Annotated in this window: 28 protein-coding genes and 1 riboswitch; of the genes, 13 read left to right on the top strand and 15 right to left on the bottom strand. The window is 70.8% G+C overall.

The features are described from left to right. Window positions 1-28: 28 nt before the first annotated feature. Together ychF and FCL41_RS03565 are read right to left on the bottom strand one after the other, a co-directional pair. Window positions 29-1,102 carry a redox-regulated ATPase YchF gene (gene ychF, locus FCL41_RS03570; protein ID WP_137067320.1) on the bottom strand — a complete coding sequence of 358 codons (1,074 nt, stop codon included), beginning with the start codon at window positions 1,100-1,102 and terminating at the stop codon, window positions 29-31. An 83-nt stretch (window positions 1,103-1,185) separates the two neighbouring features. Then, window positions 1,186-2,067, bottom strand: coding sequence for a M57 family metalloprotease (locus tag FCL41_RS03565; protein WP_137067322.1), 882 nt, complete (start codon window positions 2,065-2,067; stop codon window positions 1,186-1,188). A gap of 190 nt (window positions 2,068-2,257) precedes the next feature. Here FCL41_RS03565 and FCL41_RS03560 point away from each other — a divergent pair, with 190 nt between their 5' ends. Further along, window positions 2,258-2,794: a PH domain-containing protein gene (locus FCL41_RS03560; protein ID WP_239021755.1), complete on the top strand. Its 537-nt coding sequence runs from the start codon at window positions 2,258-2,260 to the stop codon at window positions 2,792-2,794. Between the two features lie 56 nt (window positions 2,795-2,850). Further along, window positions 2,851-4,443: a PH domain-containing protein gene (locus tag FCL41_RS03555; protein ID WP_137067324.1), complete on the top strand. Its 1,593-nt coding sequence runs from the start codon at window positions 2,851-2,853 to the stop codon at window positions 4,441-4,443. Here FCL41_RS03555 and FCL41_RS03550 read toward each other — a convergent pair. After that, a complete protein-coding gene (locus FCL41_RS03550) occupies window positions 4,433-5,293 on the bottom strand; it encodes a hypothetical protein (protein WP_137067326.1) in 861 nt (286 codons plus the stop codon). The genes FCL41_RS03555 and FCL41_RS03550 overlap by 11 nt on opposite strands. Window positions 5,294-5,424: 131 nt before the next feature. Between FCL41_RS03550 and FCL41_RS03545 the strand changes: the two genes are divergently transcribed. The 3 genes from FCL41_RS03545 to FCL41_RS03535 are packed head-to-tail and all read left to right on the top strand — an operon-like array spanning window position 5,425 to window position 7,907. Then, a complete protein-coding gene (locus FCL41_RS03545) occupies window positions 5,425-6,216 on the top strand; it encodes an exodeoxyribonuclease III (protein WP_137067327.1) in 792 nt (263 codons plus the stop codon). A 45-nt stretch (window positions 6,217-6,261) separates the two neighbouring features. After that, window positions 6,262-7,476: a DNA recombination protein RmuC gene (locus tag FCL41_RS03540; RefSeq protein WP_137067329.1), complete on the top strand. Its 1,215-nt coding sequence runs from the start codon at window positions 6,262-6,264 to the stop codon at window positions 7,474-7,476. A 20-nt stretch (window positions 7,477-7,496) separates the two neighbouring features. Beyond that, the gene (locus FCL41_RS03535; protein ID WP_137067331.1) at window positions 7,497-7,907 is read left to right on the top strand and encodes a DUF6542 domain-containing protein; all 411 of its coding nucleotides are present in this window, start codon (window positions 7,497-7,499) and stop codon (window positions 7,905-7,907) included. A gap of 3 nt (window positions 7,908-7,910) precedes the next feature. Here the strand turns inward: FCL41_RS03535 and FCL41_RS03530 are convergent, their stop codons facing one another. The 3 genes from FCL41_RS03530 to FCL41_RS03520 are packed head-to-tail and all read right to left on the bottom strand — an operon-like array spanning window position 7,911 to window position 10,428. Continuing rightward, complete coding sequence (locus FCL41_RS03530; RefSeq protein ID WP_137067333.1) at window positions 7,911-8,531, bottom strand: L-threonylcarbamoyladenylate synthase; 621 nt, start codon at window positions 8,529-8,531, stop codon at window positions 7,911-7,913. Beyond that, complete coding sequence (locus FCL41_RS03525; RefSeq protein ID WP_137067335.1) at window positions 8,531-9,571, bottom strand: 4-hydroxy-3-methylbut-2-enyl diphosphate reductase; 1,041 nt, start codon at window positions 9,569-9,571, stop codon at window positions 8,531-8,533. Before FCL41_RS03525 ends, FCL41_RS03530 begins: the two co-directional genes overlap by 1 nt. After that, entirely contained in the window at window positions 9,568-10,428 is an 861-nt protein-coding gene (locus FCL41_RS03520; protein WP_170970358.1) for a putative protein N(5)-glutamine methyltransferase, read from the bottom strand. The genes FCL41_RS03525 and FCL41_RS03520 overlap by 4 nt, the downstream gene beginning before the upstream one ends. Window positions 10,429-10,490: 62 nt before the next feature. Between FCL41_RS03520 and xseA the strand changes: the two genes are divergently transcribed. Then, entirely contained in the window at window positions 10,491-11,753 is a 1,263-nt protein-coding gene (xseA, locus tag FCL41_RS03515) for an exodeoxyribonuclease VII large subunit (RefSeq protein ID WP_137067337.1), read from the top strand. Then, entirely contained in the window at window positions 11,746-11,976 is a 231-nt protein-coding gene (locus FCL41_RS03510; RefSeq protein ID WP_137067339.1) for an exodeoxyribonuclease VII small subunit, read from the top strand. Before xseA ends, FCL41_RS03510 begins: the two co-directional genes overlap by 8 nt. A gap of 34 nt (window positions 11,977-12,010) precedes the next feature. Here the strand turns inward: FCL41_RS03510 and FCL41_RS03505 are convergent, their stop codons facing one another. Next, window positions 12,011-12,610 (bottom strand): DUF4245 domain-containing protein, encoded by a 600-nt coding sequence (locus tag FCL41_RS03505; RefSeq protein WP_170970359.1) that lies wholly within the window; start codon window positions 12,608-12,610, stop codon window positions 12,011-12,013. Window positions 12,611-12,745: 135 nt separating this feature from the next. On the opposite strand from FCL41_RS03505, the gene glpX reads away from it, so the two are divergent. The 5 genes from glpX (at window position 12,746) to FCL41_RS03480 (ending at window position 18,733) form a co-directional block, all read left to right on the top strand. After that, a complete protein-coding gene (gene glpX / locus FCL41_RS03500) occupies window positions 12,746-13,768 on the top strand; it encodes a class II fructose-bisphosphatase (RefSeq protein WP_212723217.1) in 1,023 nt (340 codons plus the stop codon). 623 nt (window positions 13,769-14,391) lie between these two features. Beyond that, window positions 14,392-15,660: an extracellular solute-binding protein gene (locus FCL41_RS03495; protein WP_170970360.1), complete on the top strand. Its 1,269-nt coding sequence runs from the start codon at window positions 14,392-14,394 to the stop codon at window positions 15,658-15,660. Further along, window positions 15,657-16,574 carry a carbohydrate ABC transporter permease gene (locus FCL41_RS03490; RefSeq protein WP_239021754.1) on the top strand — a complete coding sequence of 306 codons (918 nt, stop codon included), beginning with the start codon at window positions 15,657-15,659 and terminating at the stop codon, window positions 16,572-16,574. Before FCL41_RS03495 ends, FCL41_RS03490 begins: the two co-directional genes overlap by 4 nt. Before the next feature lies 1 nt (window position 16,575). Continuing rightward, entirely contained in the window at window positions 16,576-17,415 is an 840-nt protein-coding gene (locus FCL41_RS03485) for a carbohydrate ABC transporter permease (RefSeq protein ID WP_137067347.1), read from the top strand. A gap of 4 nt (window positions 17,416-17,419) precedes the next feature. After that, window positions 17,420-18,733, top strand: coding sequence for an ABC transporter ATP-binding protein (locus tag FCL41_RS03480; RefSeq protein ID WP_137067349.1), 1,314 nt, complete (start codon window positions 17,420-17,422; stop codon window positions 18,731-18,733). 64 nt (window positions 18,734-18,797) lie between these two features. Here the strand turns inward: FCL41_RS03480 and FCL41_RS03475 are convergent, their stop codons facing one another. Beyond that, on the bottom strand, window positions 18,798-19,457 hold the full coding sequence (locus FCL41_RS03475; protein WP_137067351.1) for a DUF1707 SHOCT-like domain-containing protein: 660 nt from the start codon (window positions 19,455-19,457) through the stop codon (window positions 18,798-18,800). A gap of 123 nt (window positions 19,458-19,580) precedes the next feature. Between FCL41_RS03475 and FCL41_RS03470 the strand changes: the two genes are divergently transcribed. Continuing rightward, a complete protein-coding gene (locus FCL41_RS03470) occupies window positions 19,581-20,003 on the top strand; it encodes a PLD nuclease N-terminal domain-containing protein (protein WP_137067353.1) in 423 nt (140 codons plus the stop codon). Between the two features lie 28 nt (window positions 20,004-20,031). Here the strand turns inward: FCL41_RS03470 and FCL41_RS03465 are convergent, their stop codons facing one another. Genes FCL41_RS03465 through FCL41_RS03435 form a run of 7 tightly spaced genes read right to left on the bottom strand, consistent with a single transcriptional unit; the run spans window position 20,032 to window position 25,105 of the window. Continuing rightward, entirely contained in the window at window positions 20,032-21,027 is a 996-nt protein-coding gene (locus tag FCL41_RS03465; RefSeq protein WP_137067355.1) for an aldo/keto reductase, read from the bottom strand. A 9-nt stretch (window positions 21,028-21,036) separates the two neighbouring features. Continuing rightward, window positions 21,037-21,876: a bifunctional hydroxymethylpyrimidine kinase/phosphomethylpyrimidine kinase gene (thiD, locus tag FCL41_RS03460; protein ID WP_137067356.1), complete on the bottom strand. Its 840-nt coding sequence runs from the start codon at window positions 21,874-21,876 to the stop codon at window positions 21,037-21,039. Continuing rightward, window positions 21,873-22,478, bottom strand: coding sequence for a thiamine phosphate synthase (locus tag FCL41_RS03455; RefSeq protein ID WP_137067358.1), 606 nt, complete (start codon window positions 22,476-22,478; stop codon window positions 21,873-21,875). The genes thiD and FCL41_RS03455 overlap by 4 nt, the downstream gene beginning before the upstream one ends. After that, window positions 22,475-23,248 (bottom strand): thiazole synthase, encoded by a 774-nt coding sequence (locus FCL41_RS03450; RefSeq protein WP_137067360.1) that lies wholly within the window; start codon window positions 23,246-23,248, stop codon window positions 22,475-22,477. Before FCL41_RS03450 ends, FCL41_RS03455 begins: the two co-directional genes overlap by 4 nt. Continuing rightward, the gene (gene thiS, locus FCL41_RS03445) at window positions 23,245-23,439 is read right to left on the bottom strand and encodes a sulfur carrier protein ThiS (RefSeq protein ID WP_137067362.1); all 195 of its coding nucleotides are present in this window, start codon (window positions 23,437-23,439) and stop codon (window positions 23,245-23,247) included. The genes FCL41_RS03450 and thiS overlap by 4 nt, the downstream gene beginning before the upstream one ends. Further along, window positions 23,436-24,488, bottom strand: coding sequence for a glycine oxidase ThiO (gene thiO / locus FCL41_RS03440; protein ID WP_170970361.1), 1,053 nt, complete (start codon window positions 24,486-24,488; stop codon window positions 23,436-23,438). Before thiO ends, thiS begins: the two co-directional genes overlap by 4 nt. A gap of 14 nt (window positions 24,489-24,502) precedes the next feature. Continuing rightward, the gene (locus FCL41_RS03435; RefSeq protein WP_212723218.1) at window positions 24,503-25,105 is read right to left on the bottom strand and encodes a thiamine phosphate synthase; all 603 of its coding nucleotides are present in this window, start codon (window positions 25,103-25,105) and stop codon (window positions 24,503-24,505) included. Window positions 25,106-25,146: 41 nt separating this feature from the next. Next, a riboswitch (TPP riboswitch) is annotated at window positions 25,147-25,256 on the bottom strand. Window positions 25,257-25,310 lie beyond the last annotated feature (54 nt).

The raw sequence follows: 25,310 nt of genomic DNA, 5'->3' as shown, positions 1-25,310 counted from the left end.
CCCCTCTGACCTGCGCAAACGCGCCGAATCAGACGTTGAAGCGGAACTCCACCACGTCACCGTCAGCCATCACGTAGTCCTTGCCCTCCATGCGGACCTTGCCGGCTTCCTTGGCCTTGGCCATGGTGCCCGCGGCGACGAGGTCGTCGAAGGAGACGATCTCGGCCTTGATGAAGCCCTTCTGGAAGTCCGTGTGGATCACGCCGGCGGCCTCGGGAGCGGTGGCGCCCTTCTTGATCGTCCAGGCGCGGGTCTCCTTCGGACCAGCCGTCAGGTAGGTCTGCAGGCCGAGGGTGTCGAAGCCGACGCGGGCCAGGATCTCGAGGCCGGGCTCGGTGACGCCGGCCTCGGCCAGGAACTCGGCCGCCTCCTCGTCGTCGAGCTCGATCAGCTCGGACTCGAACTTGGCGTCGAGGAAGATCGCCTCGGCGGGAGCGACCAGCTCGCGCATCTTCGCCTTGAGCTCCTCGTCGTGCAGCTCGTCGGCGTCGCAGTTGAAGACGTAGATGAAGGGCTTCGCGGTGAGCAGCGAGAGCTCACGCAGCAGCGAGCGGTCGATGTCGGTCGCGATGATCGGCGTACCGGCCTCGAGCGCCTCCTGGGCAGCCTTGGCGGCCTCGAGGTTGGCGACGAGCTCCTTGTTCTTGCGCGACTCCTTCTCGAGGCGCATGACCGACTTCTCGACGGTCTCCAGGTCGGCCAGGATCAGCTCGGTCTGGATCGTGGAGATGTCGTTGCCCGGGTTGACCTCACCGTCGACGTGGGTGACGTCCTCGTCGCGGAAGACGCGGGTCACCTGGCAGATCGCGGCTGACTCGCGGATGTGGGAGAGGAACTTGTTGCCCAGTCCCTCACCCTGCGAGGCGCCGCGGACGATGCCGGCGATGTCGACGAACTCGACCGTGGCCGGGAGGATCTTCTCCGACCCGAAGATCTCGGCCAGCTTGGCGAGACGTTCGTCCGGCACGCCGACGACGCCGACGTTGGGCTCGATCGTCGCGAACGGGTAGTTCGCCGCGAGCACGTCGTTCTTGGTCAGGGCGTTGAAGAGGGTCGACTTGCCAGCGTTGGGAAGTCCGACGATTCCGATGGTGAGGGCCACGGTCGCCGAGTCTAGGTCCGGCGACCGTGGCCCTCTAAATCACAGGCCCGCATGGGCCCTGGTGCGGTGTGCGTTGACGTCGGTCAGCTGCCGTAGACGGCACGCACTCCGGTGCGGTCGTACGACGAGAACGTCAGGTTGCTCGACCCCCCGTTGCACTGGGGGTAGTGCATGATCGAACGGTTGTCGTACGGGGTCAGCGCCCGCCAGTTGTTGTCCTCGAAGCAGGTGCCCGCCTCGGGCCGCGTGTGCTCGTGGCGGAAGCCGAGGGTGTGGCCGAGCTCGTGCGCCATGATGTTGGCCGGCGTCCACGAGCCGGAGTTCACCAGCGACGTGGCGTTCACCAAGATGTTGCGCGAGCTCTTGGAGCTGCTCGGGAAGAACGCGCGAGCGATGTAGGACGACGTGGTCGTCGGCTCCACCGAGAAGACCACGCTGGTGTTCCTCGTGGTGCAGTTGGCGTTCTGCGACGAGACGTAGACGAAGTTGACGCCCGAGGAGGCGCCCTCCCAGATCGCCGCACCGTTGGCCATCGCGTTGATGATGGTCGACTGGCGCGTGCCGAAGCGGGTGCTGACGCAGTACGTCAGGTTGCGCGCGGTGGTCGCCGACCACTTGTCGTCGCGGCCTCCGTAGCGGTTGATGATGAGGCCCTGGTCGCGGGTCCCTACGAGCGCACGCTTCGTCGTCTGCGCGTTGGTGCGCTGCGCCCTGAGCTTCTTGCCGGTCATCGAGAAGTAGTACGACTTGAGCGCGCGGCGTCCCGCGATCGGCTCGTCGCCGTTGACGATGAACTGCCCGTCGGCGTCGCGGTGCACCTGCTTCACGTACTTCTTGAACGACGGGGCTGCCTTGTCCTCGGCGGCGAAGCCCTTGGAAGCGGAGAGGGCCGGGGTGGCGGCCAGTGCCATGGCCCCTGCGGCGGCGGTGGCCGCGACGGTGGCGGTGATCCTTCGGAAGTGCATGGTTTCTTCCTCTGCGGAACGACGATGGGAATTCGAGTGAAACTCCGCGCCGCCTCGTGGCACCAGACTTCGGAGTTGCGCTTTCGTGCGTTGCAACGACTCGCATCGTGCTGCTCAGAATGTGCCGGGAAGGACCGCGAGCGAGGCTCTTGCCGAGTCGTCGTCGGCCGCATGTGGCAGTCTCTCCGACGTGACGAACGACGCCTCGATCCAGCCTGAGCACGACGCCCCGCGCACCGTCCACGACTCCCTGCGCGAGCCGGCCAACCGCGTGTGTCCGCGGGCGGTGGCCTACTGGCGTACGAGCGCGGCGATCGGCGCCGTGATCGTCCTGGCCATCACCTTCGCCGTCTACTTCCTCGTGCCCGCGCGCCCCTGGTGGGCCACGGCGATCGTCGTGGTCATCGTGCTGGCCAGCATCGTCGAGGTGGCCGCGATGCCGACCATCCGCTACCGCGTGCACCGCTGGGAGGTCAACGACATCGCGATCCACACCCGCGACGGGTGGATCAACCTCGAGTCGCGGATCGCGCCCCTCAACCGGGTGCAGACCGTCGACTCCGAGCAGGGCGCGATCATGCGCCTGTTCAACCTCGCCTCGATCACCGTCACCACTGCCTCCTCGGCCGGCAGCGTCGACATCGTCGGCCTCGACGCCGACGAGGCCCGCGAGCTCGTCGCGACCCTGACCACCATCACCGCGGCCACCGAGGGCGACGCGACGTGAGCGACGACTTCACCCCGCCCTCCTCTCCCACAGACACTCCCCCGACGCCCCGGCCGATGGCTCCCACCCTGCCCACGGCGACGTCTCCCTCCCCGTGGGTGACCATCTCCGACGACGACGGTTGGCTGCGCCTCGACAAGCGCAAGCTCCTGCTCGACCCCATCGCTGCGCTGCGCCAGGCGATCGTGCCCCTCATCGCCGTTGCGCTCGGCGCCTCGAACTTCGGCGGGATCTGGGTCGTCGTGGGCGTCCCCGTCGTCGCGGCGTTCGCCGCGCTCCTCGGCCTCATCCCGTGGTTCACGACGCGCTACCGGATCACCGAGTCACAGCTGCAGTTCCGACACGGGGTCCTGAACAGGTCGACCCAGACGGCACCGCTCGACCGCGTACGCAGTGTCGACCTCGAGGCCACCGTGCTGCACCGCGTCCTGGGCATGCGCAAGGTGCAGATCGGCACCGGCGTCGACAACGAACGGATCGTGCTGGACGCGGTCACCACCGAGCGCGCCGAGGAGCTGCGTCGCCTTCTGCTCACCCAGCGCGGCGCAGCCGCGACCAGCGCAGGGCCCCTCCCGGAGCACGCCGACGAGACAGCCCCTGCCGAGGCAGGCGTCCCCACCGAAGTCCCGGACTCCCCGGACGAGCCGGCCGAGGAGCTGGCCCACTTCCGGTGGAGCTGGGTCCGCTTCGCCCCGTTCAACGTGGCGCGGCTGGCGATCGTCGCCGCAGCCATCGGCTTCCTGGGGCAGTTCGCCAGCGACTTCGAGGTCGACATCGACCCGAGCGACGTCGAACGGACCAAGGAGTCGCTGCTCGCGTTCGGGGTCGCCGTCCTCGTCGTCGCGGCCGTGATCGGCGGCGTCGTGCTCTGGCTCCTCATCTCGATCGCCGGCTACGTCGTGCAGTGGTTCGGCCTCACCTTGACCCGCAGCCACGGCTCCCTGCACATGTCCGCGGGCCTTCTCTCGACTCGATCGATCAGCGTCGAGGAGAAGCGCGTGCGCGGGATCGAGATCATCGAGCCGCTGCTGATGCGCGTCGTCAACGGTGCCGAGCTGGCCACCTTGGCGACCGGCGTCGGCGAGGGCGGCACGACCAAGATCCTCCCGCAGTGCCCCACTCCGGTGGCCGAGCGCGTCGCCGGCCAGGTGCTCGGAGACCAACACCCCATGCGGGTGCTGCTCACCCAGCACGGACCCGCGGCCCGCCGGCGACGCCACGTGGCCCAGCAGTGGACGACCCTCTTCCTCGCCGCGATCGGCGTGGGCATCCACCAGGTCATCCTTCCCCTCAACGACACCAGCGCCCCGCTGTGGTGGTTCCTCGCCCCGGCCCTGGTCTGGATCCCGATCGCCGTCGTGCTCGCCGAGCTCGCCTACGCCCACCTCGGCCACGCCCTGACCGACGACCACCTGGTCGCCGGCCACGGCGTCACCGCGCGACGGCGTACGGTCCTGGAGATCGACGGCATCATCGGCTGGGCCGTGCAGCAGAACATCTTCCAGCGCCGCCTCGGGCTCGTGACGCTGGTCGCCACGACCGCCGCCGGCGACGAGCACGTGACGCTGGAGGACGTGCCCGAGGAGAAGGCTGTACGCCTGGCGGCATCGGCGACGCCGACGTTCGTACGCCCGTTCCTCACCGACTGACCGAGGCCCGCTCACTCCAGAGCTTCGCCCCGAGCACGACCTCGAGCACGGCGATGACCGCGACCAACCCGAACCCCAGCACCCACCAAGGCACCACGACGGTCGCGGCGAACAGGGCCACCGCCACCACCGGGACAGCGCCCAGAACCACCACGATCCCGCGCCGTGTCCCCCAGCCTCCACCGGTCCACAGGAGCAGGACGGCGTGCGGCAGCGTCCACAGGACCGCCACCAGCACGAGCCCTCCCGCCATCCAGGCACCGAGCAAGTTCCAGTCTTCGTCCAGGTGGGCCGTGTAGTGGACCAAGCCCCACGCAGAAGAGACGCCGACCAGGAGGCCCAACGCCACCGCGACCTGGGCCACGCTGTACAGGAGTTCGGCTGCCCCCGGGCGACCACCGGGGTCGGCGATGCCATGCCACTCAGGACCCATGCGCCAGACCAGCACCGCCTGGACGAGCGTCGTGAGGAGTGCCCCGAAGGCGAGCACCTGGGACCAGGTGACGCCCGCGGTCACCCCGACCCCGACGAACCCCGCCACCGCGGCGGGGCCCACACATCCGGCGGCCAGCAGCAGCGTTCCGGAGTCCCGGCCCTGGATCCAGCGTGCGACGAGTCCTTGGGTCAGCACCCACAGTCCTCCACCGACGACGAGTCCAGCACCCCCTGCACCCGCGTCCACCGAGAGACTTCCAGTGAGCAGCGGGACCAGCACCAGGATGACGGCGCCCGGCACGACGAGCGTCGCGCCCAGGACAGCAGCGCCGCGCGTCGCCGTCAGCAGCGTTCGTTCGTCGCCGCTGAGCAACGCCTCGCGGCCGGACGTACCGAGCAGGTCATCAAGGATCATCGCCACTCCACCTGTCGCTGCGCTGCGCACCCGGACGGTGCGCTCCACCCACCCTCGCGACGGCGGCGCGGGCACGCATGGGGGCACCTACTCATCTCCGGTGGCCGAGGGCGCTCACCTACACTCCACGGGTGCGCATCGCGACCTGGAACGTCAACTCCATCCGGACCCGTATCGACCGCGTCGAGGCCTTCCTCGACCGTCATGACATCGACGTCCTGGCAGTGCAGGAGACGAAGGCGAAGGTCGAGCAGCTGCCTCTGATGGGCCTGGAGTCGCGCGGCTACGAGGTCGCCGCAGCGGGCTTCAGCCAGTGGAACGGCGTCGCCCTGATCAGCCGAGTCGGTCTGGAGGACGTGCAGGTCGGCTTCGACACGATGCCCGGCTTCGGTGAGCCCGCCGCCCAGGAGGCTCGTGCCATCGGTGCGGTCTGCGGTGGCCTGCGGATCTGGTCGCTCTACGTGCCCAACGGCCGCAAGCCCGACGACCCGCACTACGTCTACAAGCTCGACTGGCTCGCCCGGCTGCGCGAGCAGGCCCAGCCGTGGCTCACCGAGGACACCGTGCTGGTCGGCGACTGGAACGTGTGCCCCACCGACGAGGACGTGTTCGACCCGAAGCAGTTCCGCAACTCCACCCACGTGACCCCGCCGGAGCGCGCGGCGTTCAACGCGTTCCTCGAGGACGGCTACGTCGACGTCGTACGCCCGCACGCCCCCGGCCCGGACGTCTACACCTACTGGGACTACTACCGCCAGCGCTTCGAGCGCAACCGCGGCCTGCGCATCGACTTCATCCTCGGCTCCCCCTCGGTCGCCGCGAAGGTGACCCACGCCTTCATCGACGTCGACGAGCGCAACCCCGCGATCGGCGAGGGAACGCCCAGCGACCACGCGCCGGTGATCGCCGACGTCGACCTCTGAGCGAGGTTCCGCAGAACTGTCGGTGCCCGGGGCCATGATCGGCCCATGGACATCTCCACGCTGGTGACGCTGCTGGTCGGCCTCCTCCTGGGTCTCGCCCTGGGAGGCCTGATCGGTTGGCTCTGGGCGCGCGCCCACTCGCCCGCAGGCGGCGAGGAGGCCGAGGCGCTGCGCGCGGAGCTGCGGGCCCAGTCCGACGCCGTGCTCGAAGCACGCTCCGGCGACCAGGCCGTGGTCAAGGAGGGTCTCGACCGGCTGGCCGAGCACCTGCGCCTCATCGACCACGACCGCGCGACGTGGCAGGGCGAGTTCAACGCCCAGGTCCAGTCGATGCGCTCGACCACCGAGACGCTGCGGCGCGAGACCGCCTCGCTGGCCACCGCCCTGCGCAAGCCGCAGGTGCGGGGGCAGTGGGGCGAGATGCACCTGCGGCGCGCCGTCGAGCTGGCCGGGATGGTCGACCACTGTGACTTCTCCGAGCAGGTCCGCCTCGACGACGGCGTCCAGCGTCCCGACCTGGTGGTCAACCTGGCCGGCGGGCGTCAGGTCGTCGTCGACTCCAAGGTGCCGCTCGACGCGTTCCTGGACGCGGCCGCAGCGGACGACGACGCCCGTCGCGGCGAGCACCTCGTCCGGCACGCGCGTCAGGTGCGTACGCACGTCGACCAGCTCGGCGCGAAGGCCTACTGGAAGGCGCTCACCGAGACCCCCGACTTCGTGGTCATGTTCGTCCCGGCCGAGGCGTTCCTCTCCGTGGCGCTGGACACCCAGCGCGACCTCCTGGAGTACGCCGCGGCCCGCAACGTCGTGCTCGCCACTCCCACCACGCTGATCGCACTGCTGCGCACGGTGGCGCACGGCTGGCGCCACGAGACCGTGGCGGCACAGGTGGCCGAGGTGCAGCGCCTGGGCCGCGAACTCCACGAGCGGCTGGCGACGATGGGCACCCACTTCTCCAAGGTCGGCCGGAGCCTGACCTCCGCCGTGCAGTCCTACAACAGTGCGGTCGGGTCGCTCGAGGGTCGCGTGCTGGTGACCGCCCGCAAGTTCAGCGACCTCGGCGTCGTCCAGGAGGGCCTCGCCGAGGTCACCCAGGTGGAGACCGCGCCGCGCCTGCTCGCGGCGCCTGAGTTCACCGAGGACGACCGCCTCGACAACAACGATCCGGACCCCTTGGACGTCGATCTGGCCCGTGCTGCGCGAGAGGTGGAACAGAGCGCGAACGGACCAATCCCGGCGCGGCGTGTCGCCGGAGAGTGACCGTGGCCTATTTTTGGCCCGTGACCCCAGACCAGCCGTCGTGGCTGTACGGAACCGAACCCGGGCGCCAGGTGGTGGCCCTCGGGTTCGCGCTGGTGCTCAGCGCAGTGGCGGTCGACTACCTGCTGAGCGGTCACCTCAGCCTCTTCTTCGACCTGTGCTTCATCACCATCTGCCTGCTGCTGGCCATCCGCGTGGAGCAGACGTCCCTCGCGTTGGGCGCCATGCTGCCCCCGCTGCTGCTGGTGACGGTCCTGATCCTGCTCGGGCTCGTGGCCCCGCAGGGGGTCGCCCGCGCCGACGACGGGGTCGTGCAGACCGTCGTCACCGGTCTCACCACCCACAGTGTGGCGCTGGTGGCCGGATGGGCACTCGCCCTGATCACGCTCGAGGGCCGGCGCCGGGGAGTCCTCTCCTCCGACGACGGCTGAGGCTCACTCGAACCGGGTCGGGTCTCCGGCACCCTCGCGCAGCACCACGGGGTAGCCCTCGGACCAGTCCACGACGGTCGTCGGACGGGCATCCACCTCGCCGGCCTCGATGACGATGTCGACCTGGTGGTCGAGCTCTTCCTTGATCTCCCACCCCATCGTGCGGGCCTCTTCCTCCCCCGGCAGGATCAAGGTGCTCGTGAGCAGCGGCTCGCCCAGCTCGGCGAGCAGGGCGCACACGACGGGGTGGTCGGTGATGCGGACGCCGACGGTGCGCTTCTTCGGGTGCATCAACCGCTTGGGCACCTCGGAGGTCGCCGGGAGGATGAACGTGTAGGGACCCGGCGTCGCCGCCTTGATGGCCCGGAACGCCGAGTTGTCGAGGTGCACGAACTGGCCGAGCTGGGCGAAGTCGGAGCACATCAGCGTGAAGTGGTGCCGCTCGTCGAGGTCACGGATCTTGAGGATCCGGTCGCGGCCGTCGCGGTTGCCGAGCTGGCAGCCCAGCGCGTAGCCCGAGTCGGTCGGGTAGGCGATGAGCGCGTCGTCGCGCAACGCCTGGACGACCTGCCCGATCGTGCGCGCCTGCGGATTGTCCGGGTGGACGTCGAGGTAGCGGGCCATCAGCGGGTCTCCTGACCAGCCGACTCGTTCGCAGCGACCTGGGCCGCCTGCTGCGCGGCGCGGATGTCGCGGCGCAGCTCCGGCGGCAGGGCGAAGATCAGCGACTCCTCCGCCGACTGCACGGCCCGCGCGTCGGGGTAGCCACGCTCGGCGAGGAAGGCCAGCACGCCCTCGACCAGCTCCTCGGGCACCGAAGCACCGGAGGTCACGGAGACGTTCGTGACGCCCTCGAGCCAGGCCTCGTCGATCTCGTGGGCGTAGTCGACCAGGTAGGAGGCCTTCGCCCCCGCCTCCAGCGCGACCTCGACGAGGCGGACCGAGTTGGAGGAGTTGCGCGAGCCGACCACGATCACCAGGTCGGCGTCCTGGGCGATCTCCTTCACCGCGAGCTGGCGGTTCTGGGTGGCGTAGCAGATGTCGTCGCTGGGCGGGTCGAGCAGCAGCGGGAACTTCTCGCGGATCGCACGCACCGTCGCCATGGTCTCGTCCACCGACAGGGTGGTCTGGGAGAGCCAGGCCACCTTCGCCGGGTCACGGACCTCGATGCCGGCGACGTCGGCCGGCGACTCGACGAGCTGGATGTGCTCGGGCGCCTCACCGGCCGTGCCCTCGACCTCCTCGTGACCGGCGTGGCCGATCAGGAGGATGTCGTAGTCGTCGGCGGCGAACCGCTTGGCCTCGTGGTGGACCTTCGTCACGAGTGGGCAGGTTGCGTCGATCGTCTTCAGGCTCCGCTCGGCGGCCTCGGCGTGCACCGCCGGGGAAACTCCGTGGGCGGAGAAGACGACGGTCGCGCCGGCCGGGACCTCGTCGAGCTCCTCGACGAAGATCGCGCCGCGGTCCTGGAGCGTGGCGACCACGTGCTTGTTGTGCACGATCTCCTTGCGCACGTAGACCGGGGCGCCGTAGAGGTCGAGCGCCTTCTCGACGGTGATCACGGCCCGGTCGACGCCGGCGCAGTAGCCGCGCGGCGCAGCCAGCAGGACGCTCTTGGCGTCGGCGGGGTCGAGGACCGGGGGGATGCCGAGGTCGGTGGTCATGCCCTGAGTCTAGGAGGCGCGGGGTCGAAGGTCATGGTCGCGACCACCACGACCGGTCCCTCGTCGTCCGGCCACACCGCACGGGCCGACAGAGCGTGCTCCGACAGGACCCTCGAGACGGTCTCGACCTGGCTCTCACCCACCTCCACGACCAGGTGCCCACCGGGCCTCAACCACCCCGGAGCCTCAGCAGCCAGACGCCGGTGCACCGCGAGCCCGTCCTCCCCGCCGTCCACGGCCGTGAGTGGCTCGTGGTCACGCGAATCCCTCGGCATGAGCGCGACGGCGTGCGTCGGGACGTACGGCGCGTTGGCCGTGCAGACGTCCACCGTGCCGCGCCACTCGTCGGGAGCCGCAGCGAAGAGGTCCCCCACCCGGACGAGGCGCTGCCGCCACCCCGTCGGCGCTCCGAGGGCCTCCAGGTTGCTCGCGGCCAGCCGAACGGCCGCGGGGTCGACGTCGCCCATGGCCAGGTCGGCGTGCGCGAGGCGACGTACGACCGCACACCCCACCGCCCCCACCCCGCAGCACACGTCGACCACCCGCGGGCGGACGACGTCGGTCAGCAGGGCCACGGCCTCGTCCACCATCGCCGTGGTCCGCTGCCGTGGCACGAAGACCCCCGGTCCCACCCGCAGCCGCAGACCCGCGAACTCGACCTGCCCCACCACCAGCTCCAGGGGCTCCCCCGCGACTCGTCGGGCGACCAGCGTCTCCAGGTGGGCCGCGTCGGCGGCGGCCCCGGTCAGCACCGCCGCCTCCTCCTCGGCGAAGACGCAGCCGGCGGCGCGCAGCCGCGCGACCAGTGCAGCCTCCGTGTCTGCCCCGGCTCCTCCTGCGCGTGCCCCGGACGTCACCCGACCATCCTCACGCGTCGGGCCTGTCGGGTCACGCTGTGCCGCGCCACTAGGCTCGCCGCGTGGCACTCGAGACGTCGTTGGAGCAGCCGGCCCCGGTCCGGTCGATCGCCAACGCGCTCTCGGGCTGGATCGACCGCCTCGGCGCCGTGTGGGTCGAGGGCCAGGTCACCCAGGTCAGCCGCCGCCCCGGCCTGCAGACGGTCTTCATGACGCTGCGCGACTCCCACGCCGACATCTCGGTCAACGTGACCTGTGCGCGCAGCCTCTTCGACTCCCTCAACCCGCCGCTGGTGGAGGGCGCGAGCGTGGTGATGCACGCCAAGCCGAGCTACTACGCCAACCGCGGCACGCTTTCCCTGGTCGCCCGCGACATCCGCATGGTCGGTCTCGGCGAGCTGCTCGCCCGCCTGGAGCGGCGCCGCCAGCTGCTCGCGGCCGAAGGACTCTTCGCCCCCGAGCTCAAGCGCCAGCTCCCCTTCCTGCCCGACTGCGTCGGCCTGGTCACCGCACCGAAGTCAGCCGCCGAGCGCGACGTCCTGGACAACGCACGACGCCGTTGGCCCGCCGTCCGCTTCGAGGTCGCCCACGCCACGATGCAAGGTCAGAGCTCGGCAGCCACGGTCATCGCCGCGCTCCAGCGACTCGAGGCCAACCCCGCGGTCGACGTCATCGTCGTGGCGCGCGGCGGCGGCTCGGTGGAGGACCTGCTGCCCTTCAGCGACGAGGGGCTGATCCGCCAGGTCCACTCGATGCGTACGCCCGTGGTCTCCGCCATCGGCCACGAGCCCGACCAGCCCCTGCTCGACCTGGTGGCCGACGTGCGCGCCTCCACCCCGACCGACGCGGCCAAGCTGGTCGTGCCCGACATGGCTGAGGAGCTCAACGGCGTGCTCTGGGCCCACGGCCGGGTCCGCTCCCTGGTCCGCGCCTTCGTCGAGCGCGAGCAGGCCACCCTCGACGCGCTGCGCTCCCGCCCCGCCCTGGCCGACCCGCGTACGCTCCTGGACGCCCGCGCCGACGAGGTCGCCGCCCTGCGCGACCGCGCCCGCCGTACGCTCTCGCACCGGCTCGACCGGGCCGCCGACGACGTCGACCACCACCGCGCCCGCGCCCGGGCGCTCTCGCCGCTGGCCACCCTGCAGCGGGGCTACGCCGTCGTCCAGGACGTCGACGGTCACGTGGTCACCTCGATCGAGGCCTTGCCCGCAGGGGCTGCGATGACCGTCCGACTGGCCGACGGCCGGGTGCACGCGGAGGCCACGCGTACCGAACCAGATCCCGCCCTCACCGGCACCGACGCGTCAGGAGACGACGATGAGTGAGACCGCGACCGACCCGCAGGACCTCTCCTACGAGGAGGCTCGCGAGGAGCTGATCGAGGTCGTGCGCACCTTGGAGCAGGGTGGGACGACGCTCGAGCAGTCCTTGGCCCTGTGGGAGCGCGGAGAGGCTCTCGCGACCGCCTGCCAGGCCTGGCTCAACGGGGCCCGCCAGCGTCTCGACGACGCGATCGACGGCAGCTCGGAGGCCGGCTCCGACGACTGAGTCGGAGCTGGGCCGGGTTCAGTCCTGGGCCGGCTCAGTCCTGGGGCGCAGGCGTGGGCGAGCCCGACACCTGGGCCGCCGGACGCGACGACTCGGCCACGGTCAGCCGGGAGGCGAGCTCGACCAGGTCCTCCGTCGGCGCCGACCCGTAGACCATGAGGCGCTGGTCGCCCAGGTCACGCACCAGGGCATGGTCGCCGCCCTCGTCCGACCAGGTCTCCCACTCGCCGGCGAAGTCGCCGCCGGTCACCTCGACCGGCTCGCCGGGGCGAGCCTTCTTGTCGACGTAGGTCTCCAGCATGTCCTCGAGGCGCTCGTCGTCCTGCCGGTAGCCGACGAACTTCTCCTCGTCGGTGAGCATGCTGAGCTCGAGGACCGGCGGGTCGCCCGGACGGGAGCGGATGTTGGTGGCGATCCACCCGTCCGGGAGGCCGTTGGGCGCGATGATCGCGTAGCCCTCGTTGGCAAGGGCGGTCACGGCGTCCTGCCAGGCGATCGCCTCGGGCTCCACCTGGGGAACCTCGCGGCTCGTCTCTCGGAAGGCGACGAACGCCAGCACGCAGCCGATCAGGACGATCATCGCGCCGACCATGCCTGCCATGGAGGTCTGGTAGCGCCCGGGACTCTGACTCACGCCGCCCATCCTCGCAGGTGACCCCTCCCGGACAGCGTTCCCCTCCCCGCGCCACGGGACGCCTGTGAGCCGGACCTCGTTCACGCCTCGCGTCCTGGCGCGGAAAGGCAGCTCGCGCCCGATACGATGCCGCCCATGACGACCGTCGACTCCTCCGTCTCGCCCACCCCGCCCGACCGCAACCTGGCCATGGAGCTGGTGCGCGTCACCGAGGCCGCCGCGCTCGCCGCGGGCCGCTGGGTCGGACGCGGCGACAAGAACGGAGCGGACGGTGTCGCCGTCAACGCGATGCGCGTGATGATCTCCTCGGTCGCCATGAACGGCACCGTCGTGATCGGTGAGGGCGAGAAGGACGACGCGCCCATGCTCTTCAACGGCGAGCAGGTCGGCGACGGCACGGGCCCCGACGTCGACGTCGCGGTCGACCCGATCGACGGGACCACCCTGACCGCGAAGGGCATGAACAACGCCGTCGCCGTCATGGCCGTCGCCCCGCGCGGCGCGATGTACGACCCGTCGGCCGTCTTCTACATGGAGAAGCTCGTCACCGGCCCCGAGGCCGCCCACGTCGTCGACATCCGCAACCCCGTGCCGGAGAACATCCGAGCCGTGGCCCGCGCCAAGGGCACCCGCCCCGAGGACGTCACCGTCGTCATCCTCGACCGCCCGCGCCACGAGGAGATGGTCGCCCAGATCCGCTCCACCGGCGCCCGCATCAAGTTCATCTCCGACGGCGACGTGGCCGGCGCCATCATGGCGGCCCGTCCCGACACCGGCGTCGACCTCATGCTCGGCATCGGCGGCACCCCCGAGGGCATCATCGCGGCCTGCGCGATGAAGGCCATCGGCGGCGTGATCCAGGGCCGCCTGTGGCCCACCGACGACGAGGAGCGCCAGCGGGCCATCGACGCCGGCCACAACCTCGACCCCGACTTCGTCCTCTCGACCGACGACCTGGTCACCGGCGACGACTGCTTCTTCGTCGCCACCGGCATCAGCGACGGCGAGCTGATGAAGGGCGTCCGCTACAAGGCCAACGGCGCCGCGACCACCCACTCGCTGGTCATGCGCTCGCGCAGCGGCACGATCCGCCAGGTGATCTCCGAGCACCAGCTCGGCAAGATGAAGAAGTTCTCCGCGATCAACTTCTCCCAGTGAGTCACGCTGGTCAGTGAGCCACGCGGCTCACTGACCAGCGCTGCGTCAGCGAGCGTCACTTCTTCTTCAGACAGTGCAGCAAGGAGAAGCGGTCGTCATCGGCGTGGTGACCAGCGCGACCCCGGACGTCGGCCCTTGCCTGCCTGACGCGTACGCAGCCCTGTAGCGCTGCCCTGGAGCGAGCGGATGGCGGTGACTCCCGTGGCGTGGCACTTCTGCCCCCCTCGGTGAGCCAGCTCCGCCCCGGACGTGACCCCTGCGGCAGCTGGAGACGTGCCCGACCGCCCTGCCCGGCGGGGTTTGCGCCGCCTGAGGCGTGGGCAGGTGAGTGGCCCACGAGCACAGCCACGCAAGCACCGGCCGCAGGCACGGAGTCGGCGCGACGGACCGTTGCCCTGGACGAGTCGACATCGCACCGAGCAGGGGTGGTGCCATCCCGCCGACAACCACCGAGGAAGCACGTTGTCCCACACAACTCATGGCCCTCAGGGGTTGCGGCAAGTGACCCGCAGGGACTACATGTGATGGAGACCACATCAAGGAGGGTCATGCGATCGCCACGGTTTCGCCCACGTCCCGGACCATCGCGGCTTCGTCGTGCAGGTCTGGCTGTTGCTGCGCTCATGATCGGCTCGTCCGTCCTGACGGCCTGCGGGTCCGACGGCGGCGGCAAGGTCACGCTCAACTGGTACATCAACCCGGATGCCCAGGAGACGGTCGACAAGATCGCCAAGAACTGCTCCACCGACGACTACTCCATCGCGGTGCAGCTCCTGCCCAACAACGCGACGGAGCAGCGTACGCAGCTCGCCCGACGCCTCGCGGCCAAGGACTCGTCCACCGACCTGATGAACCTCGACCCCATCTTCGTCCCGGAGTTCGCGAGCGCCGGCTGGCTCGAGCCCTTCGTCGACGACCTCTCGAGCCAGGCCCTGGGCGAGGACGTCCTCGCGGGCGCTGCCGCCACCGCCACGTGGGACGGTCAGGTCGTGGTGGTGCCGCAGTGGTCCAACACCCAGGTGCTCTGGTACCGCAAGTCCCTCGCCGAGGCTGCAGGCCTCGACATGAGCAAGCCCGTCACCTGGAAGCAGATCATCGACGGGGCGGCCGACAACGGCGGCAAGGTCGGCGTCCAGGGCAACAAGTACGAGGGCTACGTCGTCTGGATCAACTCCATGATCATGGGAGCCGGCGGCAACATCGTCACCGACACCGAGGCCGGTCGCGACGCCAAGATCGAGATCGACTCCGACGCCGGCCGTGACGCCGCGACGATCATCAAGCAGCTCGCCGACTCGAAGGCCGCCCAGGCCGACCTCTCGGTCTCCAACGAAGGCACCAGCCTCGCCGGACTGCTCGAGAGCAAGGCCAACCCCGGCCCGGGATCGTTCAACGTCAACTGGACCTTCGTCTACAAGAACCAGGTCGACGCGGAGGCCAACGGCGACCTCGTGAAGGGCGCGACCAAGGACCTCGGTTGGGCCCGCTGGCCCGCCACGGTCGAGGGCGAGGAGTCTCGCCCACCCATCGGCGGGATCCAGGTCGGGGTCGGCGCCTACAGCAAGCACACCGAGATGGCCCAGGAGGCCGCACTCTGCGTCACCAACAGCGACGCGCAGGAGGCGCTTGCGGTGGAGGCCGGACTCTTCCCCTCCCGCGGGTCGGTCTACGAGTCCAAGGCGTTGACCGACGCCTTCCCCGAGGACCTGCTGGCCCTCTTCCGTGAGTCGATCGACGCCGCCGGGCCGCGGCCCCAGAGCCCCTACTACAGCCAGATCTCGAGTGCCGTGCAGTCGGTCTGGCACCCGCCGTCGTCCGTCGAGCCGGACAAAACCCCCGAGGAGTCGGCGAAGTTCCTCAGCGACGTCCTCGCAGGAAAGAGGTTGCTGTGAGCACCTACGTCGCCCCACGCGTCGACCAGAGTGACCGGACGGTCGCGGAGAACAAGCTCGGCCGCCTCCTCGTCGCTCCGGCCATCATCCTGATGCTCATCGTGACCGCGTTCCCGATGCTGCGCGCGCTCTGGTTGAGCGTGTACGACTACAGCCTCACCGCGCCCGACGACCGGTCCTTCGTGGGCCTGCGCAACTACACCACCGCGCTGACCGACTCACTCTTCTGGTCCACCACCCTCAACACCGTCTTCATCATGGTGGTGACGGTGGCCGTCGAGCTCGTGATCGGCTTCATCTTCGCCATGGTGATGCACCGGATCATCTTTGCCCGCGGCGTCATCCGGACCTCGATCCTGATCCCCTACGGCATCATCACCGTGGTCTCCGGCTTCGCCTGGCAGTTCGCCTTCTCCAACAACAACGGCTTCGTCAACGACTGGCTGCCGCTCGTGGGCGCCGACTTCAACTGGTTCGGTCAGTACGGCTCGGCGATGGCGGCGATCATGGTCTCGGAGATCTGGAAGACCACGCCGTTCATGTCCCTGCTCCTGCTCGCCGGTCTCGCCCAGGTGTCGGAGGACATGATCGAGGCGGCCAAGGTCGACGGGGCCTCGTGGTGGCAGCGGCTGTGGAAGGTGATCCTGCCCAACATGCGTTCGGCGATCATGGTCGCGGTGCTCTTCCGTGCGCTCGACGCCTACCGCATCTTCGACAACATCTTCGTGATGACCGCCGGCGCCCAGGGCACCGAGTCGGTCTCCTTCCTCACCTATCGACAAGTCATCGAGCAGTTCCAACTCGGGATGGGGTCGGCGCTCTCGGTGCTGCTCTTCCTGTCGGTGCTGGTGGTCGCCTTCGTCATCGTCAAGGTCTTCCGCGTCGACCTCGCCGCGGCCCGTCGGGAGGGATGAGATGAAGCCCATGCAGAAGGTCGGCGTCGTGCTCGGCGCCCTGCTGATCCTGTTCTGGTGCCTGCTGCCGGTGGCGTGGATCATCTCGTTGAGCTTCAAGACCCAGAAGTCGGTGGAGGCGGGCAGTCCCGGCTTCCTCCCCTCCGACTCCGGCTTCGCCGGGTGGGAGAACTACTCCTCGGTGATCGACAACGAGCAGTTCCGCCGAGCGATCATCAACTCGATCGGCATCTCGCTCATCGCCACCCTGCTCTCCGTGATCATCGCGACGCTCGCTGCGTACGCCATCGCCCGCCTCGAGTTCAAGGGCAAGCGCTTCGTGCTCACCACCGCCCTGGTGATCGCGATGTTCCCCGTCGTCTCCCTCGTCGGCCCGCTCTTCGACATGTGGCGAGCCATCGGCCTGTACGACACCTGGCCGGGGCTGATCATCCCCTACATGTCCTTCACGCTTCCGTTGGCCATCTGGACCCTGTCGGCCTTCTTCCGCGAGATCCCGTGGGAGATGGAGCAGGCCGCCCAGGTCGACGGCGCCACGGCATGGCAGGCGTTCCGCAAGGTGATCGTCCCGCTCGCTGCGCCAGGCGTCTTCACCGCCGCGATCCTGACGTTCTTCTTCGCCTGGAACGACTTCGTCTTCGGCATCTCGCTCACCTCGACCGAGGCCGCTCGCCCGATCCCCGCGGCGCTCTCGTTCTTCGTAGGGTCCGACCCGTTCAACCGCCCCGCGTCGCTGCTCGCGGCGGGCGCGGTGGTCTCCACGGTCCCGATCGTCATCATCGTCCTGTTGTTCCAGCGCAAGATCGTCGCCGGTCTGACCTCCGGCGCAGTGAAGGGTTGATCCGATGGCTGCCATCTCGATGAAGAACATCGTCAAGCGCTACGGCGACGGCTTCCCGGCCGTCAACGACGTGAGCATCGACGTCGCCGACGGCGAGTTCATGATCCTCGTCGGGCCGTCCGGCTGCGGGAAGTCGACGCTGCTGCGCATGGTCGTGGGCCTGGAGGACATCACCTCCGGCGACATGATCATCGGCGACCGCCGGGTCAACGACCTCGCTCCCCGCGACCGCAACCTGGCGATGGTCTTCCAGAACTACGCCCTCTACCCTCACCTGTCGGTCTACGAGAACATCGCCTTCCCGCTCCGCCTCGCCGGCGAGAAGGACGAGGAGGTCGACCGCAAGGTGCGTCAGGCCTCCGCGACCCTCGAGCTCGACGAGCACCTCGACCGCAAGCCCGGCAACCTCTCCGGCGGCCAGCGCCAGCGCGTCGCGATGGGTCGCGCCATCGTCCGCGACGCGGACGCGTTCCTCTTCGACGAGCCCCTGTCGAACCTCGACGCGAAGCTCCGTGGTCAGATGCGCACCGAGATCGCCCGCCTGCAGAAGCGTCTGGGCATCACCACCATCTACGTCACCCACGACCAGACCGAGGCCATGACGCTCGGCGACCGGGTCGCGGTGCTCAAGCGTGGCGTGCTCCAGCAGCTCGCCTCCCCACGCGAGTTGTACGAGAACCCGGGCAACCTCTTCGTGGCCGGCTTCATCGGCTCGCCGCCCATGAACTTCCTGCCCGCCGAGGTCGAGGGCACCACCGTCAAGCTGCCGTTCGGCGACGTGCAGATCCCGCAGGACAAGGCCGACAAGGTCCAGGGCAAGGGGCTGCTGATCGCCGGCATCCGCCCCGAGCACTTCGAGGACGCCAATGTGGTCGGTGACAAGGTGAGCGAGGGATCGGTCTTCTCGGCCACCGTCGACGTCGTCGAGTGGCTCGGCAACCAGGCCTACGCCTACGTGCCGTTCGAGGCCCCGCCGACGGTCCGCGAGCACCTGGCGGAGCTGGAGAAGGACCTCGACGGCGAGTCGCTGCGGACCCAGATGGTCATCTCACTCGACGGCGCGAGCCGCATCTCCGACGGCGACGAGGCGCAGATCTGGGTCAACGCGTCCAAGATGCACCTCTTCGACCCCGCGACCGGCGAGAACCTCACCGTCGACGCCGAGCACGCGGGCGAGATCCCCGGCATGGAGAACCCCGAGAAGCAGGCGCACGCCGAGCACATGGCCGACGGAGACGGAGACAACGGCCCCGACGGAGCCCCCCAGGGCGACGGGACGAACGGCTCGCACCGGGCGGAAGGGGGCGACGGCAGCTGACGGGCTGACGCCTGCCCCTGGCGCGCCCGAGGGCCCAGGACCGAATGAAGGGCTCAGCTGCCGCTCAGTGGCCCAGCATCTTCTTGAGGGGACCGGGCTGCCCCGGCATGCGCTTGCGGGTGACCGTGACCGCACCCATCAGGGCGATGCCCTTGACCCGGACCACCGGCGACTGGGGCCCGTACGTCGGAGGGACCTTGTCGCGCGACTGCTCGAAGGCACCCATGACTCCGTGCCCCTCGACGATGACGTGGGTGTTGGCGTTGACGTAGATGTCGACCGACCCCATCACGGTGTTGGCGTAGATGACCGTGTCGCGCGCGGTGAAGACCGCCTCACGCAGGTCGAGCGTGACAGCCCCCATCAGCGAGAAGGCCGTGACCTGGTCAGGGACGCGCCACATCCCCTTCCGGTCGACCCCCGACATCATGGCCAGCGACGAGGTGTAGACGGGGAGCTCCACCCCACCCGGTCCGCCCGGGACCTGGAGGGCGCCCGCGGCACCCGGGGCGGGCAGGGCCGACAGGCTCGCGCCCGGAAGGTCGAGAGTGATCGGGACCAGGTCGGCATAGACCTTCGCCGCGTACGTCGCCTCCAACCGTTCGTCGAGCTCCTCGAGGTCGATACGCCCCTCAGCGGCGGCGTCGCGCAGGACGTCGGCGACCTTGTGGCGGTCGGCGTCGGAGATGCGCAGCTGGGAAGGGTCGCCCTGTGGGTGGTCCATGGGGTGAGCCTACCGATCTCGCGAGCGGTGGCCCGCGCGGATTCTCCCGGCGCGGGCGCGCCGCTGCCCCTAGGCTGACCTCCACGACCAGGGCGTGGGGCCCTGGTGAGGAACGGAGTACCCGTGCTCAGGATCGTCATCTTCTACGTGCTGCCGTTGGTGCTCAGCATCTTCTGCCTGGTGCAGGCGATCACGAGTCGCGACTCCGACATCCGCCACCTGCCGAAGGTGGCGTGGATCCTGCTGATCCTCTTCTTCCCGGTGGTCGGTTCCATCGCCTGGCTGGTGGCCGGGCAGCCACAGGCCGAGCGGCCCCGCCCCGGGGAGCGCGCGACGCCCCACTTCCCGGAGTACGACCGCCCCGGGCGCGCCGCAGCGACCGATGAGCGCGATGACGACGCCTTCCTGCGCCAGATCCGGGAGCGGGCCGAGCAGCAGCGCCGTGACTACGAGGCGAAGCGCCGTGCCGACGAGGCCGCCGAGGAGGCGGCCCGCAAGGAGCGCCAGCGGCGCAAGGAGAGCGGCGAAGCCTCCGAACCCTCCTGATCCGTGCTGACCTCTGCGTACGCGGAGGTCAGCGGGAGGCGTGCACCGTGGCCGGTCCGTGACCGGCGATCCGGTGCGGCTCGTAGGCCGCACCCAGCTCCTCGACCTCCTCGGCGGTGAGCTCGAGGTCGACCGCGGCGACGGCGTCGGTGAGGTGGTGCGGCTTCGTCACGCCGACGATCGGTGAGGTCACCTGGGGCTGCGCCATCAGCCAGGCCAGCGCGACCTGGGCCCGCGAGACGCCACGGCGTTCGGCCACCTCGGCGACCTTCTCCACGATCACCCGGTCGGAGTCGGGGTAGAGGTCACGGCCCCACGCGTCCCCCTCGGAGCGCGTCGTCTCCTCACCCCACGGGCGGGTCAGGCGCCCACGTGCGAGAGGGCTCCACGGCAGCACGCCCACGCCCTGGTCGGCGCAGAGGGGCAGCATCTCCCGCTCCTCCTCGCGGTAGAGCAGGTTGTAGTGGTTCTGCATGGAGACGAACTTCGTCCAGCCGTGCGACTCGGCGACGTGCTGCGCCTTCGCGAACTGCCAGGCAAACATCGACGACGCCCCGAGGTAGCGGGCCTTGCCGGCCTTCACCACGTCGTGCAGCGCCTCCATCGTCTCCTCGATCGGCGTCTCGTCGTCCCACCGGTGGATCTGGTAGAGGTCGACGTGGTCGACACCCAGCCGCGTCAACGACGCGTCGATCTCGGTCATGATCGCCCGGCGGGACAGGCCCGCACCGTTGGGTCCGGGACGCATGCGACCGTGCACCTTGGTCGCGATGACGACCTCCTCACGGGGCGCGATCTCCTTGAGGATGCGGCCGGTGACCTCCTCACTGGAGCCACCGGCATACACGTTGGCCGTGTCGAAGACGTTGACGCCCGCCTCCCAGGCCGCCGTGATCAGCGGTCGCGCCTGCTCCTCGTCGAGGATCCACGGGTGCCAGCCGCGCGAGCGGTCGCCCCAGCTCATGCAGCCGAGCGTGATCGCGGAGACCTCGAGTCCGGTGGTGCCGAGTCGTGAGTAGCGCATGGCGGAACCCTACGGTCCGTACCGTGCTCCGGGGCAGCTCTGGCCCAGACCTCCAGCTCGTGGGACCGGCACGATTCCCGGGGCGACGGTGTGGGCGACCGGTCCCCGACCGCGGCCCAGGTGCCAGCCGCTGCCGGCCACCAGCTGGTCGACGACGTACGCCGCAGCCAGCCCCGCCGCCTCCCCCAGCGCCAGTCCGTGGGCGAGGTGGGTCGCCAGGGCGCTGCTGTGGGTGCAGCCCGTGCCGTGGTCGTTGGTGGTGGCCACGCTCGGGTGGGCGACCTCGACCGGTCGGTGTCCAGGAACGGCCAACCAGTCCCGACCGTCATCGCCGCCGGTGACCAGCGCGGCGGGCCCGTACGCCGTGAGCTGCGACGCCAGGTCGCGTGCCGTGCCGCTGCGTCGTCCGCACAGGACCCGGGCCTCGTCGAGGTTCGGCGTGCACACGGTCGCCAGCGGCAGCAGGTGAGCCAGGTAGGCACGCACCACGGCCTCGTCGCCCAGCACCGCCCCGCTGGTGGCGACCAGGACCGGGTCCACGACCACCGGGACCCCCGCCGCCCGCACCCGTCGGGCCACGAGCTCGACGACCTCGGGCGAGCCGAGCATCCCGGTCTTGACCGCCGCCACCGGGAGGTCCTCGAGGACGGCGTCGAGCTGGGCTGCCACCACCTCCACCGGCACCGGGTGGACGACCCGGACCCCCAGCGTGTCCTGGGCCGTCACGGCCGTGACCACGCAGGCGGCGTGGGCGCCGAGGTGTCCGATGGTGGCGACGTCGGCCGCGATGCCGGCCGCACCTCCCGAGTCGGTGCCAGCGATCGTCAGCACCACCGGCGGTGTGGTCATCGCACGGCCTCCAGGAGCTGGTCCACGACGTCGCCGGGACGGTCGGCCCGCATCACCTCGCCCATCACCGCCACGCCGTACGCCCCGGCCTCCCGTGCCCGGGCCGCGTTGTCGGGAGTCAGCCCGCCGAGCGCCAGGACCGGGATGTCGTGCTCCGCCCACGCGTCGGCGGGCAGGGCGGGGCCGTAGCCGGGCTTGCTGCGGGTGGCCGCGAAGGGCGAGAGCGTCGCCCAGGCGGCGCCCTCCGCCGCGGCGCGTGCCACCTCCGAGCGCGAGTGGCACGAACGCCCCCACCGGCGCGCGCGACCCGACCACGGTCGCGGCGGGGGCTGGTGGGAAGCCAGGTGCAGGCCGTGGGCAGCCGGGTCGGGCAGGCGCGAGGAGATCACCCACAGACCCGGGACCTGGGCGAGCTGGGCGACGAGGGCTCGCCGTGCGTAGGCCTCGAGGTCGTGCTCGCGCACCACCACCGCCCCGAGGCCGGCGCGACGGCACTCGATGATCGTCTCCACCAGGCAGCGGCGCGCCGGCAGCTGCGTACGGTCGGTGAGCACCACCAGCCGCGGCAGGCGGGCGGCGAGCGAGCGGGTGGCGGGGTTCATCCGACCCGCCCGTGGAGAGGGCTCGAGGCCCGGGCCACCATGCGCCGCTCGATGCGGCCGGCCCGTCTCGCCGCCCGTCCGGCCTCGACCGCGGACCTGAGCGCCGCGGCCATCGTCACCGGGTCGTCGGCCCGGGTCACCGCCGAAGCCGCCAGCACCGCCGAGCACCCCAGCTCCATGGCCAGCGCGGCGTCCGACGCCGTGCCGACGCCCGCGTCGAGCACCACCGGGAGGTCGACGGCCGCGACCACCGCCTCGAGCGCCCACGGGTCGAGCACACCCTGGCCGGAGCCGATGGGCGAGCCCAGCGGCATGACGGCCGCGCACCCGGCGTCGGCCAGCCGCCGGGCCAGGACCGGGTCGGCGGGCGCGTACGGCAGGACCGTGAAGCCGCGGGCGACGAGCGTCTCGGCCGCCTCCAGCAGCTCGACCGCGTCGGGCAGGAGCGACACCTCGTCCCCGATCACCTCGAGCTTGACCCAGTCGGTCTCCAGGGCCTCGCGGGCCAGCTCGGCGGTGAGCACGGCCTCACGCGCACCCAGGCAGCCGGCGGTGTTGGGGAGCAGCCGAACGCCCAGCTCGCGCAGGGTCGCCAGCAGCCCTCCGGCGCCGGCTCCCGACGTACGCCGCAGGCTCACCGTGACCAGTCCCGGGCGGGCCGCCTCCAGGACCGGCTCGAGCAGGGAGAGGCGGGGCAGGCCACCGGTACCGAGCCAGAGCCGTGAGTCCAGGGTCTCGCCGGCGACGACCAACGTGTCGGACGCGTTCATCCGCCCTGCACCGCCGTCACGACCTCGACGACGTCACCGTCGCGCAACCGGTGGACGGCGTGCTCGGAACGTGGCACCACCTCACCGTTCACCGCCACCGCGCATCCGGTGGGCGGGAGGTCGAGGGAGGCCAGCGCCTCCTCCAGGGTGCGGTCCGCTGCCGGCGTGGGCCGGCCGTTGAGCTCGATCATGCTGTCTTCCTCTCGTCCAGACGTCGGGGATCCCAGGCCGACAGGCCCGTCCCGTGCTCGATGTGGTCGGCGATGACCAGGGCGGTGAGCGGCGCCAGGAGGACACCGTGCCGGAAGTGGCCGGCCGCCAGCAGGACCCCGGGCAGGTGGGTGGGTCCCACCAGCGGACGGTTGTCGGCCGTGCCCGGGCGGTCCCGGGCCACGACCTCCAACCAGGTCGCGCGGTCGAGGCCGGGCAGCAGGGTCCGGGCCGGCTCGAGCAGCTCTGCGACACCTCCGACGGTGGCCACGGGCGGTCCGTCGTGCTCCCCGCTGGTCGCGCCGACGACGACCTCGCCGTCGGCGCGCGGCACCAGGTAGACGGCCCGGCCCCGCACCAGCCCACGGACCACGTGGACCGGCGGGTCGTCGCAGCGCACCCGGATCGTCTCCCCGCGCACGCCGCGTACGAGGTGTCCGAACGGTTCGGGCAACGTGGCGCCGGTGGCGACCACGACGACGTCACCACGGGCCCGCGCCTCCTCCGCGAGCGGTGCGAGCGCGCCAGCGCGCCGCACCACCACGTCGCCCAGCCGCGCGGCCAGCGCCGCAACGGCCCGCCGCGGGTCGACGGCCCACTCCTCCCGCAGCAGCACGCCGCCGGCGACGCGGCCCAGCCCTGGTTCGACGCTGCGCAGCTCTCGTCGCCCCAACGGATGCACGGCCTCCCCGGCGGCCGTGAGCAGCGCGGCGTGGCGCTCCACGCCCTGCAGGTCGCCGGCGTCGTGGCCGACCAGGAGCGTGCCGCGCGTGTGCACCTCCACTCCCAGGCGCGCGGCCAGCGGCGGCCACAGGCGGGCCGACCGACGACCGGTCTCGAGGAGGTCGGTCTCGCCGTACCAGCTCTCCGCGGCGGGGGACAGCATCCCCGCCGCGGCCCAGGACGCTCCCTGCCCGGGCGTGGGGTCGAGGACCAACACCTCCAGCCCTCGACGGACGAGCTCGTCGGCCACGCAGAGTCCGATGATGCCGGCGCCCAGCACGGTGACGCGCCCACCGCCTGTGCCCACCCGGGTCACCCTCGTCACCCCACCGCTGCCACGAGCTCCTTCGCGGACGCCACCGGATCTCGCGCGCCCCAGACGGCCCCGATCACCGCGACCCCGTGCGCTCCCGCCGCCACTGCTTCGCCGGCACGCCCCGCCTCGACGCCGCCGATGGCCACCAGGGGCAGAGGCCCCGTGGCCCGGGTCAGGGAAGCCGGCCCGAGGGGCGCGGGGAGGCCGGACTTGCTGCTGGTCGCCCAGACGGGGCCGAAGCCCGCGTACGACGCCCCGTCGGCGGCCGCACGCCGCACGTCGGCCGGGGTGCGACAGGTGGCACCGACGACGAGGTCGGGGGCGATGCGCCGGGCCAGGGCCACCGGCAGGTCGTCGGCGCCGAGGTGGACTCCGTCGGCACCCGCGGCCAGGGCCAGGTCGACCCGGTCGTCGACGACGACCATCGCCCCGAACGGACGCACCGCCCCGATCACCAGACGGGTCAGCGCCAGCACCTCGCGGTCGGTCGCCTGCTTGGCGCGAACCTGGAACCCGTCGACACCGACCTCGGCCAGGGCGGGCAGCAGGGCGAGGTCGTCGGTGGGGGCGACCAGGCAGAAGAGACGGGGAACGACCGCCAAGGACACGGATGACGATGACGCTGAAGACGATGATGACACTGAAGGCATCGGGGACTCCTGAACGCTTCCTTCGCCGGCATGACCCGGATCAGGTTCGACGGTCGGAGCGGCTCAGCTCCCTCTCAGCCCGCTGCCGCAGGCTCCCGTGGTGGACGTCATCGAACGTAGCCCAGCCCCCGGGACGTGTCCAGAGCGACGTGTCCAGAGCCAC

This window comes from Nocardioides jishulii (assembly GCF_006007965.1).
Taxonomy (GTDB): Bacteria; Actinomycetota; Actinomycetes; order Propionibacteriales; family Nocardioidaceae; genus Nocardioides; species Nocardioides jishulii.
The sequence above is the reverse complement of the archived record's forward strand: the minus strand, read 5'-3'. Positions and strand labels throughout refer to the sequence as shown.

What these genes read in the sequence shown, in the direction of transcription:
- FCL41_RS03565 (WP_137067322.1), bottom strand. Translation starts at nt 2,067, where the DNA reads ATGCACTTCCGAAGGATCACCGCCACCGTCGCGGCCACCGCCGCCGCA.
- FCL41_RS03555 (WP_137067324.1), top strand. Translation starts at nt 2,851, where the DNA reads ATGGCTCCCACCCTGCCCACGGCGACGTCTCCCTCCCCGTGGGTGACC.
- FCL41_RS03550 (WP_137067326.1), bottom strand. Translation starts at nt 5,293, where the DNA reads ATGATCCTTGATGACCTGCTCGGTACGTCCGGCCGCGAGGCGTTGCTC.
- FCL41_RS03540 (WP_137067329.1), top strand. Translation starts at nt 6,262, where the DNA reads ATGGACATCTCCACGCTGGTGACGCTGCTGGTCGGCCTCCTCCTGGGT.
- FCL41_RS03530 (WP_137067333.1), bottom strand. Translation starts at nt 8,531, where the DNA reads ATGGCCCGCTACCTCGACGTCCACCCGGACAATCCGCAGGCGCGCACG.
- FCL41_RS03525 (WP_137067335.1), bottom strand. Translation starts at nt 9,571, where the DNA reads ATGACCACCGACCTCGGCATCCCCCCGGTCCTCGACCCCGCCGACGCC.
- FCL41_RS03510 (WP_137067339.1), top strand. Translation starts at nt 11,746, where the DNA reads ATGAGTGAGACCGCGACCGACCCGCAGGACCTCTCCTACGAGGAGGCT.
- glpX (WP_212723217.1), top strand. Translation starts at nt 12,746, where the DNA reads ATGACGACCGTCGACTCCTCCGTCTCGCCCACCCCGCCCGACCGCAAC.
- FCL41_RS03495 (WP_170970360.1), top strand. Translation starts at nt 14,392, where the DNA reads ATGATCGGCTCGTCCGTCCTGACGGCCTGCGGGTCCGACGGCGGCGGC.
- FCL41_RS03485 (WP_137067347.1), top strand. Translation starts at nt 16,576, where the DNA reads ATGAAGCCCATGCAGAAGGTCGGCGTCGTGCTCGGCGCCCTGCTGATC.
- FCL41_RS03480 (WP_137067349.1), top strand. Translation starts at nt 17,420, where the DNA reads ATGGCTGCCATCTCGATGAAGAACATCGTCAAGCGCTACGGCGACGGC.
- FCL41_RS03475 (WP_137067351.1), bottom strand. Translation starts at nt 19,457, where the DNA reads ATGGACCACCCACAGGGCGACCCTTCCCAGCTGCGCATCTCCGACGCC.
- FCL41_RS03465 (WP_137067355.1), bottom strand. Translation starts at nt 21,027, where the DNA reads ATGCGCTACTCACGACTCGGCACCACCGGACTCGAGGTCTCCGCGATC.
- thiD (WP_137067356.1), bottom strand. Translation starts at nt 21,876, where the DNA reads ATGACCACACCGCCGGTGGTGCTGACGATCGCTGGCACCGACTCGGGA.
- FCL41_RS03455 (WP_137067358.1), bottom strand. Translation starts at nt 22,478, where the DNA reads ATGAACCCCGCCACCCGCTCGCTCGCCGCCCGCCTGCCGCGGCTGGTG.
- FCL41_RS03450 (WP_137067360.1), bottom strand. Translation starts at nt 23,248, where the DNA reads ATGAACGCGTCCGACACGTTGGTCGTCGCCGGCGAGACCCTGGACTCA.
- thiS (WP_137067362.1), bottom strand. Translation starts at nt 23,439, where the DNA reads ATGATCGAGCTCAACGGCCGGCCCACGCCGGCAGCGGACCGCACCCTG.